Source organism: Pedobacter cryoconitis (assembly GCF_001590605.1).
Lineage (GTDB): Bacteria > Bacteroidota > Bacteroidia > Sphingobacteriales > Sphingobacteriaceae > Pedobacter > Pedobacter cryoconitis_A.
Genome location: NZ_CP014504.1, coordinates 1 through 17281 on the forward strand (window position 1 = coordinate 1; position 17281 = coordinate 17281).

Below are 17281 nucleotides of genomic sequence, written 5' to 3' on the forward strand. Positions count from 1 at the left end.
AGTTTTTTTTGTTGATAATTTTTTGAATCTTCGATCTATCGGAACGTCAGTTTTCGCAGGCTGTATTCTTCGGGAAAATCATTAATATATTTAGGGCACTATGGAAAAAACTTGTACCGAAGTATGGAAAAACTGTCTTCAAATTATTAAGGACAATATCCCGAGCCAAAGTTTTAAAACTTGGTTCGAACCGATTTCTGCCCTTAAACTTGATGGCAAAGTTTTAACTATACAGGTACCTAGTTTATTTTTCTATGAATGGTTAGAAGAACACTATGTAGGGCTGCTGCGCAAGACTGTTAAAAAGCAGCTTGGCGATGAAGGCAGATTGGAATATAACATCGTAGTCGATAAATCTTCCAATAGCGGCTCACCTTATACCACCAACATGCCCTCCAATGGGAATGGTGCTGAAGCTAAAATGCAATCTATGCCAATCCCTGTTTCTATAAACAAGGATATTAAAAACCCTTTTATAATACCAGGACTGAAAAAGCTGAATGTAGACCCTCAGCTCAACTCAAATTATACTTTCGAAAACTATATTGAAGGTGACTGTAACCGCCTTGCCCGTTCTGCAGGTTATGCTGTCGCAGCAAAACCGGGTGGTACCTCATTTAATCCTTTAATGATTTATGGCGGAGTAGGTTTGGGTAAAACCCACCTTGGTCAGGCTATAGGCAATGAAATTAAACGGACCATGCCCGACAAACTGGTGATCTATGTTTCCTGTGAGAAATTCTGCCAGCAATTTGTAGACTCCCTGAAAAATAATACCATCAATGATTTTGTGAATTTTTACCAGGCAATGGATGTCATCATTATGGATGATGTACATAATTTCGCCGGAAAAGAAAAAACACAGGATATTTTCTTTCACATCTTCAACCACCTGCACCAATCTGGTAAACAAGTTATTCTGACCTCAGACAAAGCACCTAAAGATCTGGCTGGACTGGAAGAAAGATTACTGAGCAGGTTCAAATGGGGCCTTTCAGCAGATCTGCAGATTCCTGATCTGGAAACCAGGATCGCAATTCTGAGAAAGAAAATGTATGCAGACGGTATTGAGCTTCCACAGGAAGTTGTTGAATACGTCGCTAATAATATTGACAATAATGTAAGAGAGCTGGAAGGGGCAATGGTTTCTTTGCTTGCGCAGTCTACCTTGAATAAAAAAGATATTGACCTTTCTTTGGCGAAACAAATGCTAAAGAACTTTATTAAAAATACGACGAAAGAGATTTCTATGGAATACATACAGAAACTAGTCTGTGAGTATTTTGAAGTCCCGGTTGATATGGTCAAATCGCCTACCCGGAAAAGAGAAATTGTACAAGCCAGACAGATTTCTATGTACTTGTCCAAAAGCCATACTAAATCTTCCCTGAAAACTATCGGTGCTTTTTTTGGGGGCAGAGATCACTCGACTGTAATCTATGCGTGTCAGACTGTAGAAGACCTGATTGATACCGATAAGAAATTTAAAGGTTACGTACACGATATTCAGAAAAAACTCAAAATGAGTTAATCAGAATAGCTATTCTTTTTGTCAGCATAGCAAACGCTACTCTCATTTAATTACAAGCTATTGTAATTAATAAGTTACACCTTTTTGAGGGATTTCGTCCTTTGTTGCCGAATTTTTCATTTACTTAACATTAAATACAGAAATCTGTGACTTGTCCTCTAAAACAAGCTGATAAATCATTTTATCATATTCCAGAACAAACAATTACCTAATACCTACAGGATATTTTCGTGCAGTAATAATCTAAAAAAAGCTCATGGAAAAAAAACTACTCAATTTTTCAAGAATGCTGCTGACGACCGCATTTGTAATCTTAACCGCTGTACAGCTATTTGCGCAAAATGTGCCGATCAGAGGAACTGTCACAGATGAGACTAAAGCTCCGGTTCCTGGTGCCAGTATCAAAATAAAAGGAACCTCAACGGGTACAGTAAGTTCAACCAATGGAACTTTTACATTAAGTGTACCAAAAGGCAAAACTATGACGATCACTTCTATCGGTTACCTGACACAGGAAATTGTAGTCAATGGAGAAACTGTGTTACAGATCGAATTGAAAAATGATTTACAACAGCTGACCGAAGTTGTTGTGACTGCCCTTGGTATTAAAAAGGACATAAAAAAAATTGGTTATGCCACTCAGGAAATTAAAGGAAGCGAACTGGTTAAAGCAAGAGAGCCCAATGCAATTAATTCCCTGACTGGTAAAATTGCCGGATTAACCGTTGGAGGAAGCGCTGAGCTGCTTGGCCGGCCACAGCTGGTTTTGAGAGGAAGTACAGACCTTTTATTCGTAGTAGATGGTGTACCTGTTAATTCGGATACCTGGAATATCAGTGCTGATGATATTGAAACTTATACGGTATTAAAAGGCCCGAATGCTGCGGCATTATACGGTTTCAGAGGACAAAATGGAGCAATATTGGTCACTACAAAAAAAGGGACTAAAGACGATCGAGGTTTCAGTGTTGAATTCAATAGCAGTACGATGCTGGAGAAGGGATTTACTGCAGTCCCAAAAGCACAAACAGAATATGGTTATGGAAATGATTATAAATACGCTTACGGAAATGACCTTTATGATTTAGATGGAAGTTACCGCAGGACGAATATCTGGGGCCCTAAATTTGACGGACAGGGTGTAGCACAATATGATAGCCCGGTAGATCCGGTAACAGGAATCCGGACTAAAACACCATGGCTTTCTAAAGGAGGTAAAAACTTTGAAAATTTCATGCAAACTGGTATCCTGAGTACGAATAATGTTTCGGTGAGCGCATCAGGCGAAAAATATGATATGCGTACCTCAGTGAGTCATACTTATCAGAAAGGAATGGCACCGAATACCAAACTGAATATAGATAACCTGAATCTTTATGGTGGTTATAATTTCAGTTCTAAATGGAGAATGGATGCTAATCTGAATTTGAACTCTCAATACACACCAAACATTCCGGATGTTTCTTACGGCCCTAATAGTTACGTTTACCAGTTTAAAGTATACGGCTCTTCCAGCTGGGACCTCAATGATGTCAAAGACTATTTTGGTGGTCCACGCGGCCGTCCTGGATTGGTGCAGAATTTCGTAGAATACGGCAGACATAACAACCCTTATTTTACAGCCAACGAATGGTTGCACAGTCATAAAAAAACAGACATTAATGGTTATGCGAAATTAAGTTATAAGGTAAATGATAACCTGAACTTCAGCCTGCGTTCTCAAATCACAACCTGGAATCAAATGCGTACAGAGAAAGTTCCGCCATCTACGAACTTAAATCAATACGTAAATGATTACTATTTCAATAAATCCAATGGTGTTTATAATATCTGGTACGGAGATTACAGAGAAGATCAGCGTACGCTGGTTGAGCATAACCACGATTTCCTGGCCAACTATAACAAAAAGATCAGTGATGACTTCACTTTCTCAGGTTCTGCGGGTGCGAACTTAAGAACATTTGAATACAATTCAACCTGGGCAACCACTTATGCTTTAACCTTACCGGGCGTTTATAACCTGGCTAACTCACAAGGTCCTGTTAAATCTTACAACTTCGGCTCTAAAATGCAAGTGTCAAGTGGTTATTATACTTTTGATTTTGGCATTAAGAACTGGTTGAATATCAATACTACAGGTCGTTTAGATAAACTTTCTACCTTACCAAAAGGCAATGATATCTTCTTTTATCCTTCGGTATCTTTAAGTTCAGTAGTAAGTGACTATGTTAAATTACCTGAAGTAATCTCCTTCTGGAAATTGCGGGGCTCTTTCGCAGACGTAAGAGGTGCATTGACAAGCCCGACCATTGGAACAGCCTATAATGCATTAACAGGTAATACCGTGGGTAATTTATTAGGTGGTGGTACTTATGGTGGTTACGGAACAGAGCTATACAGTTCATATGACGGCCCTACCTATGATAATCAGAATACCTATAACGTTAATACTTATTATAATAATACGCCATCAGTTGACTTCTCGAAAAATATTGCTAATAATCAAATTAAGCCATTTGATGTAAAATCTTATGAAGCAGGAACAGAAATCAAATTTCTGAAAAATCGATTGGGTGTTGATTTTACTTATTTCACCTCTATTAATGGCCCCCTTGTATTTCAATTACCAGTTGCCAATTCCACAAGCTATGCGACCGAAAGTGTAAATGCGATCACCTCAAAGAAAAAAGGATGGGAACTTTCTATCACCGGAACACCTGTTAAAACCCAGAGCGGCTTTACCTGGGATGTAATGGCAAACGTATCAACTTACAAAGAAACCCTAAGCAAAATTTATGATGGTGTAGATGGCTGGGCAATTAATAACCACAATTATAAAGTTGGAGAACGTCTGGATGGGTATTATGGACGTGCTTATGTCAGATCTCCGGATGGACAGATTATCCACGATGCCAGCGGATTGCCATTAGCGCAGCAAGCAGGTGTAAACAATAACCAATTGTTAGGGTATGCTAACCCAGATTTCGTGTTTGGTTTCAACAATAGATTTGGATATAAGAACTTCAATTTCAGCTTTCAGTTTGATGGACGTATCGGAGGTAAAATATTTGATTATGCTTATGCACAAATGTTAAATGCAGGTACAGCTGTTGATCTGGTAGAAGGACAGTATGGAGATGCACGTTTAAAAGAATGGCAAAGCACTAACGGCGGAACCATCAATGCAACAGGTGCTATGGTAGGAAATGGAGTCGTGATTACTTCTGGTACTCCACATTATACTAACGGAAAAATTGATAACTATGATCAGTTAACCTTCGCGCAGAACAACAAGGCAGTAACCCTGAGAAACTATGTACAAAACGGAGTTTATGGATTGTTTGATGAACCATTTATGATCAGTCGTTCATTTGTGAAACTTCGTGAAGTGGTGATTGGCTATACGATCCCTAAAAAGTTCCTGGCCAAAACAGGGCTCAGATCAGCAAGTATCTCTTTAATCGGCAGAAACCTGCTTTATTTTGCTAAACGCAAAGACATCGATCTTGATCAATATGCTTCAGGATTTAACCTGTCCAGCAAAGCCAATGGCGGTAAACAAAGCGATCTTCAAAGTTCTACAGCCCGTCGTTATGGTGTGAATATCAGTATAGGCTTTTAATCCCTCCTTTTAACCTTAAAACAAAATGAACCCGGCATGATTAAAATAATTATTAAACCCACAGGGCAATAATTATTTTAATCATCAAAGGCTCCATCTAACAAAACATAAAATAGAAAAATAGATGAAATTAAATATGATAAAAATAACCAGTGTGATCGCTATTGCACTTACACTGGGAAGCTGCCAGAAGGGCGATTTACTTTCTAACCCGAACGTAGCAAATGAGAACTCAAACATTCCGGTTTCCCTTTTACTTAACCATTTGACCTGGAGCATGTACCGTGGTGGCGGTGTGGTAGAAAAAACTTCAAATGCAATAGGAGAGGAACCATTTGGTCAATTGAGTAAATGGAATCAATTCACCGTCTCTACCAATGCTTATTACCGGGCAACGAATGCTTATGCTTTTAGTAATACAGCTACTGCTTATGATTTGCTGAGGTATGTGAAGCAAATGGAAAGCCAGGCGCAGGTACAGCTTGGAACTACAAATAGTGTTTATAGCGCGCTGGGCCGATTTTTTAAAGCTTATAGCTTTGTCTGGTTAACGCAGCGGGTTGGAGATATTCCTGCCGGTGAGGCTGGAGACTCAAAAAACCTGACCCCAAAATTTGAAGCGCAGAAAGATGTCTACAAAAGAAGTCTGCAACTGTTAGATGAAGCCAATTCAATTATCACTATTGCCATTAAACCAAGTGTTGGTGTAGACAATTCAAGCACAGTTGTAGGTGGAGATATTTATGGATTGACCTATTTGCAATGGCAAAAAGTGATCAACAGTTACCGTTTAAGAGTATTGATCAGCTTAAGTAAACGTGCAGATGATAACGCTGACCTGAATATTAAACAACAATTTGCTGATATCTTAAATAACCCGGGTAAATATCCTGTTCAAACAGGGAACAGCGATAACCTTGCTTTTAAATACAATGCGACCGTGAATAAGTTTATTTATAACCCTGATGAAACTTACAACGTATTTGAAAATCTGGGCAAAACTTATCTTGACCTGACTACTGCAAATCAGGATCCGCGTACTTTTATTGCAGCGACGCCTGCACCAGCTGAAATTAAAGCAGGTAAAACAGTGGGTGATTTCACTGCTTATGTTGGTGGAAGTACTACATTAACACAGAGTACGCTTTCTGCAAATGATGCGAAAGGTATGTATTCTTATGTAAACTATAAACGTTATTTCACCACTTTTACTGGACCTGATCCAGCAGTGATGATCGGCTATCCGGAGTTGTGTTTTAACATTGCTGAAGCAATAAACAGGGGCTGGGTGGCTGGTTCTGCGGCAAATTGGTACCAGAACGGGATGAAAGCTTCGATCAGTTTCTACGGATTAACCGAAGGACAGAGTTATGATATTGGTGATGTTAAAGGGATTACGCTAGGTAAAGTTACAATCAAAACCAATGATTTCCTGAACCACCCGAACGTGGTTTATAAAGGTGACAATGCAGATGGACTTAAACAGATCCTTCAGCAAAAATACGTGGCCTTTTTTGAGAACTCTGCCTGGGAAGCTTTTTATAACTGGCGCCGTACCGGAATTCCTGAATTTGCCAATAACGGCGCAGGTATTAATCCATCAGGTGTGATTCCAGTTCGCTGGCAATATCCGCTGGATGAGCAAAATAACAATACCGCTAATTATAAAGCAGCTGTTAGTGCGCAATATGGAGGTAATGATGATATCAATCAAAAAATGTGGTTACTTAAATAATCTTCGATAAATATATGAAAGCAATAGTCGTTTTATTCTTCTCCGCACTGGCCAGTCTGCAGGCTTCAGGCGTTACCGTTAATGATACTACCAGGTTAGTCCCTGTTCAGGGTGCTGTAAATTTCAGAGACCTTGGCGGTTATCAGACCAATGAAGGAAAACAGGTTAAATGGGGTAAGGTTTACCGTTCTGCAGAAATCAGTAAGTTGACGGATGCAGATCTTAAATTGCTGGCCCAAAAGCATATCAAATCTGTAGTTGATTTTCGGAGTGATGAAGAAGTAGCGAAAGCAAAAGACCGTTTACCAGCCGGTGCTTCCTACTTACAATTGGCTGCTGGTAGTGAAAGTTTAGGTAATATCATGGCTATCCTGCCGAAGCTCAATGACGGAGATTCACTAATGATCTCATTCTATAGTCAGACTGCGCATTTGAAAGATAAATATAAACCCTTTTTTCAGGAGCTATTAAAAATGCCTGACACTGATGCTTTATTATTCCATTGCACAGCTGGAAAAGATCGTACAGGTATAGGTGCAGCACTGTTCTTACATGCCGTAGGTGTACCTGATGAAACTATCTTACAAGATTATCTGGCTACGAATGAATACCGGAAAGCAGAGAATGAAAAGATGGTGAAAATGATGATACAGTTTGGTATTAAGGAGGAGGTAGCCCGTGATATGGCTGGAGTTAAACCTGAATACTTAATCGCTACTGTTAAGGCCATTACCCAGCAATACGGAAGTATAGATCAGTTTATGACTGAAGAATTAGGCCTTAAAGCCGACGATATTGCACTGTTAAAGAAGAAATATACCAATTAATCCAATACAAACGGGCTGCCTTTACGCAAGACAGCCCGTTTATTATTTGATATTATTTTTCTTTATTTAATCGCTTCCAACTTCATCAATCCATAAAATAAAGCTGCAGTATGTAAAGACTGCTCTATTTTATTATCAATAAGCAATTGTTTAACTTCTTCAACCGTATACTCTTCCACATTTAAGATCTCATGCTCATCCAGATCCTGTTCTTGTGTTTGAATACCACCGGTTAATAAATAAGTAAATGTCCTGTTATCAGCTGTCGCCGGGTTAGGATAAAGCGTTGCAATCAACTCACAGGTTTCAAAAGAATAACCAGTTTCTTCCAGTAACTCTCTTTTGATACCCTGTTCAGGATCTTCTCCCGGTTCAATCACACCACCAGGTATTTCCAATGAAATAATATCCGCTGCATGGCGATACTGACGTACCAGAATCAACTTATTATCTTTTGTTAACGCAACCGCATTAGCCCAATCAGGATATTCCAATACGAAATAATCATCTTTTACTGTACCGTTCTGTAACTTACAGGTATCTACACGCAGCGTCGCCCATCTTTCCTGAACCAGGTATCTGGAGGAAAGCTTTTCCCATTTTTTAATTTCCATTCGTTTGTATTGTATCAGGCATGCTGTTTTAAAAAGTCTGTGACTGTTTTTTGACGGCTTAGATTGTTCATGTTCACTACATGATGTTTTACCTCTAAGGTCTGATAAGTCAGCTGCAGTTTTTCTGCGACAGACTTATTTTCTGCAGTCAGCACTGTGTTGTTGAATTTGAGGTAAAGCACTTGTGAAAGAATTTCCAGCTTTTCTGAAGGAAAATTTTTCTCCGTCAGAAAAGCCACGAAATCTGTTGCATCACAAGCCACCAGGTCCGAAAACAGGATCCCAAAATCAGCTTCCAGCATTTCATTTAAACCATTGTCAGCCTCTTCCAGTCTGCCTTCCTGTTTTAAGCACAGGATCCTTGCTATTGCTTGTCCGAGTTTTTGAATCTCAGCAGTTATTAAATCTCTTTTATACATAGTTTACCAGCTTCCACTACTACCGCCACCACCGAAACTACCACCACCGAAACCACCAAATCCGCCGCCGCCACTACTGCCGCCACCGCCGCCCCAGCCACCGCCAGAACTTCTGCCGCTGCCTAATAACGCGCCCCAGAATAAAGCTTCTCCAACACCACGGCCGCCAATAACCTGGCCACCATCTCCGCCACCACCTTTTCTGATGATAATAATGATCACTACAACGATGATAATAATAACTAATATCCCGCCAGAGCCACCACCTTTTTTAGCCACTTTTGGGTTATCATTTTTATATTCGCCTTTGGTATATTTGATAATAGCTGTAGTACCCGCATCCAGTCCGGCATAGTAATCGCCAGCTTTAAATGCAGGTTTAATTTCGTTGTCAATAATACGTTTGGTAATGATATCGGGTAATACACCCTCTACACCATAGCCAGTCTGCATGGCAATTTTGCGGTCACCTAAAGCAACAACGATCATTACACCATTGCTGTTTTTTGCGCCCCCAACGCCCCAGCTTCTGCCCAGGCCCAATGCGTATTCGTTAATATCATATTCACCCACACTTTTTACAATTGCAATCGCAATTTGTGTAGAGGTAGAATCGTCAAATGCTACAAGTTTACTTTCAAGCTGTTGTTTCTGAGATTCAGACAGCGTGCCCGTATAGTCATTTACAAGTGTATTGGGTTTGGCAGGATAGTCCTGCGCAAATGCACCAGTATAGAGTACGGTAAGAAATAATGCGATTAATATTTTCTTCATCCGGGCTTATCTAATTTGCTTCCTGCTTATCCATAAAAATAATATCATTTGGTAATTCATTAATATCTCCGCTGCGGTAAGGAAAATGTATCGCTAACTTTTCACCGATCAGCCCAATACCGGCGATCAGGCCGTTTGCAATATTTCCACCGGCAAAATGAGCCTGCATAGCGATTTGTGTAGTTTCCCAGAAATCTTCCGGTACTAATTTATGAATCCCTCTGTCACCGATAACGGCAAATTTATGGTCAACATGAGCAAGATAGATTAACACGCCATTTTGTTGTGACGTTTTATCCATACCCAATTTAGAGAAATAGGCAGTAGCTCTTTCAAAAGCTTCACCTTTACAATGTTTTTCTACAGCAATTCTAATTTCGCCCGAAGTCAGCTTTTCAGCTTCACTGATTGCATTGGTTATCAGGTCTTGTTCTTGTTCTGTCAGAAATGGCATAATGATCAAAATTAAACAGATAAGGGTAATACGTAACTTATTAAAAGAACACGCATTACCCTTAAATGTTATAAACGTTTACTAAAATTCTACTTTAGGCGTATTTTGTGCTCCGGCATCTGCCTTAAAACCAGCTCTTTGTTTGAAACCAAACATACCAGCTGTTAAATTGTTAGGGAACGACCTTACTTTGACATTATAAGATTGAACAGCATCATTGAAATCCTTACGGGCCACAGCAATCCTGTTTTCAGTACCTTCCAGCTGTACCGAAAGATCGCTGAACTGTTGTGTAGCTTTCAATTCCGGATAGTTTTCAGTCAGTACCATTAATTTACCTAAAGCCTGTCCGATCTGACCTTGGGCGGCCTGGAATTTTTCCAGCTTTTCAGGAGTTAAATCATCTGCACTAACTTTGATCTGGCTCGCTTGTGCACGTGCTTCAATTACAGCAGTTAAGGTACCTTGCTCGAATTTAGCTGCACCTTTTACAGTACTTACTAAATTAGGGATCAAATCAGAACGTCTCTGGTATTGTGTTTCAACCTGATTCCACTTGGTTTTCACATCCTCGTCAAGTTTAACCATGCTATTATAACCACAGCTACTTAAGGTAGTGGTGATGAACAAGGCAGCGATAACTCCTAATATTGCTTTTTTCATTTTTATCATGTTTTGGTTTCTACGTGTTAATTTACACATTAGAACTCAATTTCCGTACCTTTGTTACATTTAAGGAGAAAAACCTGACAACTTGCATGTAAAAATAGGAGTTCATGCTTCTGATAGCCTGTTTTGGCAGTTATCCTTATTTAATCCAGTTTTCTTATCTTTGCGGCCATTCAGGATAAATACCTGACGTAACGTATGCAAAAAGAGATAGAAATCACCATCGCCCCTGAAGAAGCAGGACAGGAAGAACATATTTTAAACAAACTCTCCGCTGTTTTATCAATAGATAGGGAACATATCAAAGGATATAAAATCCTTAAAAGATCTATCGATGCACGCTCCCGCAAAGTTATTTTCAGAATGCAAGTCAAAGTATTCATCGATGAACCCCGCCCCGAAGAAGAATTTACAGTCAATTATCCCGATGTAAGTGCTCAGAAAGAGGTCATTATTGTAGGAGCTGGCCCGGCTGGGCTTTTTGCAGCCCTGCAGTGTATAGAGAATGGGATGAAACCTATAGTGCTGGAACGTGGAAAGGACGTGAAACAGCGCAGAAGAGATCTTGCACTAATCAATAAAGAAGGGATCGTTAATACAGAATCCAACTATTGTTACGGTGAAGGTGGTGCAGGAACTTACTCGGACGGAAAGTTATACACCCGCTCAAATAAACGCGGCGATATCAACAAAGTACTTCAGATTTTTGTTCAGCACGGAGCTACAGCTGATATTCTGGTAGATGCACGTCCTCATATCGGAACCAACAAACTTCCGCATATTATCACGGCTATCAGAGAAACTATCTTAAAAGCTGGCGGTGAAGTTCATTTTGATCAAAAGGTCACCGACTTTATCATTGAATCAGGAAAAATTAAGGGCGTAATTGTCAATGAACTCTATACTTTAACTGCTGATTCGGTTATTTTAGCTACCGGACATTCAGCGCGGGATATTTATACCTTATTACATCAAAAAGGGATTTTGGTAGAAGCCAAGCCTTTTGCAATGGGCGTCAGGATCGAGCATCCTCAGGCTATTATTGATGAAGCACAATACCATTGCCCGGTAAGAAGCGAGTTTTTACCACCTGCATATTACAGCCTCGTTGAACAAGTAGGCAGCAGGGGAGTCTTTTCATTTTGTATGTGTCCTGGCGGGATTATAGCGCCTTGTGCAACTTATGAGAATGAAATTGTAGTGAATGGCTGGTCACCGTCTAAGCGGAATAATCCTTTTGCGAATTCAGGAACAGTTGTTCAGGTTACTTTGGAAGATGTTCCGGGTGATGATCCGCTGCGGATGATGAATTTTCAATCCGGGATTGAAGAAAAGGCTTTTGCGATGGGCGGAGGTAATTTAGTAGCTCCTGCGCAGCGGATGATCGACTTTGTGGAAGACCGGCTTTCTGTCGATTTACCAAAGAATTCTTATCTGCCGGGCACGAAAAGTGTGATGCTGAAAGATATGCTGCCCGATTTTATTGCAACAAGTTTGAAGAATGCGCTCCCTCTTTTTGGTAAAAAGATGAAAGGATATTATACCAATGAAGCTATCCTGGTGGGAATTGAAAGCAGAAGCTCATCGCCGGTGCGTATACCAAGGGATAGAGAGACCTTTCAACATCCGGAAGTTGCTGGCCTTTATCCCTGTGCTGAGGGTGCTGGTTATGCCGGAGGAATTGTTTCTGCCGCAATTGATGGTGTCAATTGTGCAAATGCGATCCTGAAGTTTAGCTAAACAATTTAAGGAGGATGCTGTTTTTAACAGCAGTATCGCAAGATATTTAACCATACCGAAGCGTAAAAAACAGAGCATGATGAAGAACACTTTAATCATAGGTGCGAGTCCTAATCCAGCGAGATATGCTTACCTGGCGGCCAAAATGCTGACAGAAAAAGGGCATCCGATTGTGAATGTAGGGATTAAAGCCGGCGAAGTTGCTGGTATTCCCATCGAAAAACCAGCAGAAATCCATACTGACATAGATACGATCACTTTATACATCGGGCCGCATTTACAGCCTGATTATTTCGATTATATCCTTAAAACAAAACCAAAACGTGTAATTTTTAATCCCGGAACAGAAAATGACGAGTTGGAAGCGCTATTGGAAGAAAATCATATAGAGGCTATTGAAGCATGTACATTGGTTTTATTATCTACCGGACAGTATTAATCCAGCGGACAGTATTAAAACTATTCTTTTTATAAGTTTAAAACATAGAGAAATCTGCAGATAGGGCTTTTCAATTAGTCCTTTAAGAGCTTGCTATCCTGATCGTTTAGGTTTTTTCTGACTTAAGATCTTCCTCTTATTTCTTCATAGAAGGAATGGAAAGGACAATGTCACAGGACATGCTGATATCTTTTGATAAAGATTAATTGATAAAAGTATAAATTTTTGATAATTGATTACTATTTTAGATAAATAGGATATCTTGTTAAGAAGAAATGCCAGTCAAATGAAGAATCTGTCCTTGCTTAAAATAATATTTTTTTATCTGTTAATTGGCATCACAGCGCTGGTTATTGGGCACGGACTGATTGATTGGACTTCGGTAGTTGTAGCGCATAACGACCTTTTTAATTTTCATGTATTGCTGGATTTGACATTTATGGTGATAGGAGCCGTAATTATTTTTTTCTCTATCCGCTTTTATCAGAAAAATCAGGAAACTACCGAGTTAAATTATCAAAGATTATTTAATACCAGTCCAATCGCAATTTACGTGATGGCAAAAGGAAATTTTAAGATTCTTTCTGTCAATGAGGCAATGAAAAAATTATACGGTTATACTACGCAAGAGTTTTTGCAGATGACCACCTTCGATATCCGCCCGGAAGAAGAGCATGAACGAATTAAAAATTTCATGAATCATTGTGGAGGGGTTGACCCTGAATCTGAGATTTGGCTGCACCGCAAGAAAAATGGGGAGTGTTTTTATGTCAAGACAACTTTTCACCGTATTCCTTTATTGAAAGATGGTGCTTATGTGGTCATGGTCGTAGATATAGATAAGTCGATTAAAGATGAAAAGAAGATTAGTGATCTGCTTCATTTATATGAAACAGTGAGTCATGCCACTAACGATGTGATTTGGGATTATGATTTTGTAGCTAATCAGCTGAAATGGATGCAAGGCTATAATGAGACTTATGGATATTCAAAAAATTCAAGTCCTGATATTTTCAGCGCAATGCAAAAGATCCATCCCGATGACCGGTTATTAGTCATGGAATCTTTTAAGAATATTATAACGAATAAACAGAAATACTTTTTTGCTGAATACCGGTATAGATGTGCCGATGGTTCTTTTAAATACATCAGGGACCGCGGGTATGCAATTTTTGATCAGCATGGAGACCCTATCCGGATGATAGGGGCAATGCAGGATATTGATAAACAGAAAAAATATGAGCAGCAACTGCTGAACCAGAACAAGCAGCTTAAAGAGATTGCCTGGATAAATTCTCACCAGGTGAGAAGGCCGCTGAGTAATATACTTGCATTGATCAGCTTGATTAAAGATTGTCCGGGTAACCAGGGTGTGCTGGAATTAATTGATTTTCTTGCGGTATCTTCCAAAGAGCTGGATGATGCGGTTATTATGATTAACAAGCAAACCATGGAGGAGAGGGCTGCCCAGCTTTCTTAGGATGTTGCTTAGTTACAAAATTTAAGATTTTCTTATTAGTGCTTCAATTCGACAGTTTTAGTTGATATAGGTTTGGTATGGGATTTTTTCAGACGATGATTGCGTAGTATAAGCTATAAACTAGTCGAATTGCGGTTAAAATTAGCCGGTAAGGGAGGTGAGGTCAAATAAAAGCAGTAAAATAACCGGTCAGCTCAAGCGAATCCAGTACAGTTATAGAAGAGAAGTGCTACTGTAGTGTATTAAAACGATCTTGGAATGAGGTTGGGATGAGGTTAGAATGACTGTGGTCATTGCAAGGTCATTCCAACGTCATTCCAACCTCATCCCAAGGTCATTCCAAGGCACTATTTGACCCCTTTTCAACACCTGTTCTTGTGCCCGAGGCCATGTTTTGATTTTTTACCTGTTTTATATAGTATTACAGTGATGTTTTAAAGCCAGGCCTGGTTGGGCTTGTACTATTTTTTAGCCGTTTGAAGTGGCAATAGCTATGGCCTGTAAAGGTTTTTAAGGGATTTGAAACTGCAATCCTGGTTGGTTGGTGCTGCGGTTGGATTTAGTTTGAAGTATTTCGTGTTGGAAATCATGCAGTTAGGGGATGTATACAATTATTAGTGCATTATTGTTTGGCGGATGGGATAATTTTCCTACTTTTGCATCCCGCTTCGGAGGAAGGGAAACAGTGAAAAGGATACATTGAAGAAGATTGAAAGGATGTAAAGTAGAGGTTGTTGTTAAGCTTCAGAAAGGAATTAAAACTTTCTAAAAATAAAAAAGAAAAAGCTTGACAGAACGAAAAAGATTTCTACCTTTGCAGTCCCAACAAAAACGGGAAGCTTTACAACGGATGTTGACAAGGCGATACTAACAAGACTGAAACGATGAGGCGCTGCAAAGCAATTCATTGCAACATATAAAAGGCAACCGTGAGGTGCTGCCGAGAAGTTCATTAAAGAGATGTCATTTACAAACGTAGCGAGGTAAACACGTACAAGTTCAAAGTACATGAACCGCGCGAGTTTTTTAAGTCTGTTCTGACAGACAAATAAGAATAAGACTATTATTAATACAAGTTAAGAATGGTCAGTGTTCAAACATAACATTTTACAATGGAGAGTTTGATCCTGGCTCAGGATGAACGCTAGCGGCAGGCCTAATACATGCAAGTCGAACGATACTCTTTAGCTTGCTAAGGAGGAAAGTGGCGCACGGGTGCGTAACGCGTATGCAACCTACCTTAATCAGGGGGATAGCCCGAAGAAATTCGGATTAACACCGCATAAAATCACAGCACAGCATTGTGCAATGATCAAATATTTATAGGATTAAGATGGGCATGCGTGACATTAGTTAGTTGGCGGGGTAACGGCCCACCAAGACCACGATGTCTAGGGGATCTGAGAGGATGACCCCCCACACTGGTACTGAGACACGGACCAGACTCCTACGGGAGGCAGCAGTAAGGAATATTGGTCAATGGAGGCAACTCTGAACCAGCCATGCCGCGTGCAGGAAGACAGCCCTCTGGGTCGTAAACTGCTTTTATTCGGGAATAAACCTGCTTACGTGTAAGTAGCTGAATGTACCGAAGGAATAAGGATCGGCTAACTCCGTGCCAGCAGCCGCGGTAATACGGAGGATCCAAGCGTTATCCGGATTTATTGGGTTTAAAGGGTGCGTAGGCGGCTTTTTAAGTCAGGGGTGAAAGACGGTGGCTCAACCATCGCAGTGCCCTTGATACTGAAGAGCTTGAATGAACTAGAGGTAGGCGGAATGTGACAAGTAGCGGTGAAATGCATAGATATGTCACAGAACACCGATTGCGAAGGCAGCTTACTATGGTTAAATTGACGCTGAGGCACGAAAGCGTGGGGATCAAACAGGATTAGATACCCTGGTAGTCCACGCCCTAAACGATGAATACTCGCTGTTAGCGATACACAGTTAGCGGCTAAGCGAAAGCGTTAAGTATTCCACCTGGGGAGTACGGTCGCAAGATTGAAACTCAAAGGAATTGACGGGGGCCCGCACAAGCGGAGGAGCATGTGGTTTAATTCGATGATACGCGAGGAACCTTACCCGGGCTTGAAAGTTAGTGAATCATTTAGAGATAGATGAGTCCGCAAGGACACGAAACTAGGTGCTGCATGGCTGTCGTCAGCTCGTGCCGTGAGGTGTTGGGTTAAGTCCCGCAACGAGCGCAACCCCTATGTTTAGTTGCCAGCACGTTAAGGTGGGGACTCTAAACAGACTGCCTGTGCAAACAGAGAGGAAGGAGGGGACGACGTCAAGTCATCATGGCCCTTACGTCCGGGGCTACACACGTGCTACAATGGATGGTACAGAGGGCAGCAAGCTGGTAACAGCAAGCAAATCTCCAAAAGCCATTCACAGTTCGGATAGAGGTCTGCAACTCGACCTCTTGAAGTTGGATTCGCTAGTAATCGTATATCAGCAATGATACGGTGAATACGTTCCCGGGCCTTGTACACACCGCCCGTCAAGCCATGGAAGTTGGGGGTACCTAAAGTATGTAACCGCAAGGAGCGTCCTAGGGTAAAACCGATAACTGGGGCTAAGTCGTAACAAGGTAGCCGTACCGGAAGGTGCGGCTGGAATACCTCCTTTCTGGAGTAAGACAGATTACTCGCTGCGTAAATGATATACCAATGAAACTCTAACACATAGAGTAACTAAGTATATAAGTAAATGACAATAAATCTCAACAAGAAAAACCCATAGGATGAAACATCACATATAGTTGTTCGCCTACTGAAAGTAAAGACATTTAGTCCCGTAGCTCAGTTGGTTAGAGCACTACACTGATAATGTAGGGGTCAGCAGTTCAAATCTGCTCGGGACTACATTATATATTCTAAGGGGGATTAGCTCAGCTGGCTAGAGCGCCTGCCTTGCACGCAGGAGGTCAACGGTTCGACTCCGTTATTCTCCACGATTGGCCCGTAGTTAAGAT

Annotated in this window: 12 protein-coding genes, 2 tRNA genes and 1 rRNA gene; 10 read left to right on the forward strand and 5 right to left on the reverse strand. The window is 40.6% G+C overall.

Annotation, left to right across the window (positions count from 1 at the left end; all coding sequences use genetic code 11):
• Positions 1-100 precede the first annotated feature (100 nt).
• The 4 genes from dnaA (at position 101) to AY601_RS00020 (ending at position 7715) form a co-directional block, all read left to right on the forward strand.
• Entirely contained in the window at positions 101-1531 is a 1431-nt protein-coding gene (gene dnaA, locus AY601_RS00005; RefSeq protein ID WP_068394970.1) for a chromosomal replication initiator protein DnaA, read from the forward strand.
• Between the two features lie 256 nt (positions 1532-1787).
• A complete protein-coding gene (locus AY601_RS00010) occupies positions 1788-5153 on the forward strand; it encodes a SusC/RagA family TonB-linked outer membrane protein (protein WP_068394971.1) in 3366 nt (1121 codons plus the stop codon).
• A 136-nt stretch (positions 5154-5289) separates the two neighbouring features.
• On the forward strand, positions 5290-6888 hold the full coding sequence (locus tag AY601_RS00015) for a SusD/RagB family nutrient-binding outer membrane lipoprotein (protein ID WP_068394972.1): 1599 nt from the start codon (positions 5290-5292) through the stop codon (positions 6886-6888).
• Between the two features lie 14 nt (positions 6889-6902).
• Positions 6903-7715 (forward strand): tyrosine-protein phosphatase, encoded by an 813-nt coding sequence (locus tag AY601_RS00020; RefSeq protein WP_068394973.1) that lies wholly within the window; start codon positions 6903-6905, stop codon positions 7713-7715.
• Positions 7716-7777: 62 nt separating this feature from the next.
• On the opposite strand, the gene AY601_RS00025 is transcribed toward AY601_RS00020, so the two are convergent.
• The 5 genes from AY601_RS00025 to AY601_RS00045 form a co-directional block, all read right to left on the reverse strand.
• Entirely contained in the window at positions 7778-8329 is a 552-nt protein-coding gene (locus AY601_RS00025; protein WP_198163577.1) for an NUDIX hydrolase, read from the reverse strand.
• A 14-nt stretch (positions 8330-8343) separates the two neighbouring features.
• On the reverse strand, positions 8344-8748 hold the full coding sequence (locus tag AY601_RS00030) for a hypothetical protein (RefSeq protein ID WP_068394974.1): 405 nt from the start codon (positions 8746-8748) through the stop codon (positions 8344-8346).
• Between the two features lie 3 nt (positions 8749-8751).
• A complete protein-coding gene (locus AY601_RS00035) occupies positions 8752-9522 on the reverse strand; it encodes a TPM domain-containing protein (RefSeq protein ID WP_068394975.1) in 771 nt (256 codons plus the stop codon).
• Positions 9523-9532: 10 nt separating this feature from the next.
• Positions 9533-9976: a TPM domain-containing protein gene (locus tag AY601_RS00040; protein WP_068394977.1), complete on the reverse strand. Its 444-nt coding sequence runs from the start codon at positions 9974-9976 to the stop codon at positions 9533-9535.
• An 81-nt stretch (positions 9977-10057) separates the two neighbouring features.
• The gene (locus AY601_RS00045; RefSeq protein WP_068406961.1) at positions 10058-10639 is read right to left on the reverse strand and encodes a LemA family protein; all 582 of its coding nucleotides are present in this window, start codon (positions 10637-10639) and stop codon (positions 10058-10060) included.
• Positions 10640-10843: 204 nt separating this feature from the next.
• Between AY601_RS00045 and AY601_RS00050 the strand changes: the two genes are divergently transcribed.
• From AY601_RS00050 to AY601_RS00075, 6 genes are all read left to right on the forward strand, one after another.
• Positions 10844-12385 (forward strand): NAD(P)/FAD-dependent oxidoreductase, encoded by a 1542-nt coding sequence (locus AY601_RS00050; RefSeq protein WP_068394979.1) that lies wholly within the window; start codon positions 10844-10846, stop codon positions 12383-12385.
• Between the two features lie 79 nt (positions 12386-12464).
• Entirely contained in the window at positions 12465-12824 is a 360-nt protein-coding gene (locus AY601_RS00055) for a CoA-binding protein (protein ID WP_068406964.1), read from the forward strand.
• 286 nt (positions 12825-13110) lie between these two features.
• On the forward strand, positions 13111-14304 hold the full coding sequence (locus tag AY601_RS00060) for a PAS domain-containing protein (RefSeq protein WP_157287628.1): 1194 nt from the start codon (positions 13111-13113) through the stop codon (positions 14302-14304).
• A 1109-nt stretch (positions 14305-15413) separates the two neighbouring features.
• Positions 15414-16935, forward strand: a 16S ribosomal RNA gene (locus AY601_RS00065).
• Positions 16936-17097: 162 nt separating this feature from the next.
• Positions 17098-17171 (forward strand) — tRNA-Ile (locus tag AY601_RS00070).
• Positions 17172-17186: 15 nt separating this feature from the next.
• Positions 17187-17260: transfer RNA gene (locus AY601_RS00075), tRNA-Ala, on the forward strand.
• Positions 17261-17281: the final 21 nt, after the last annotated feature.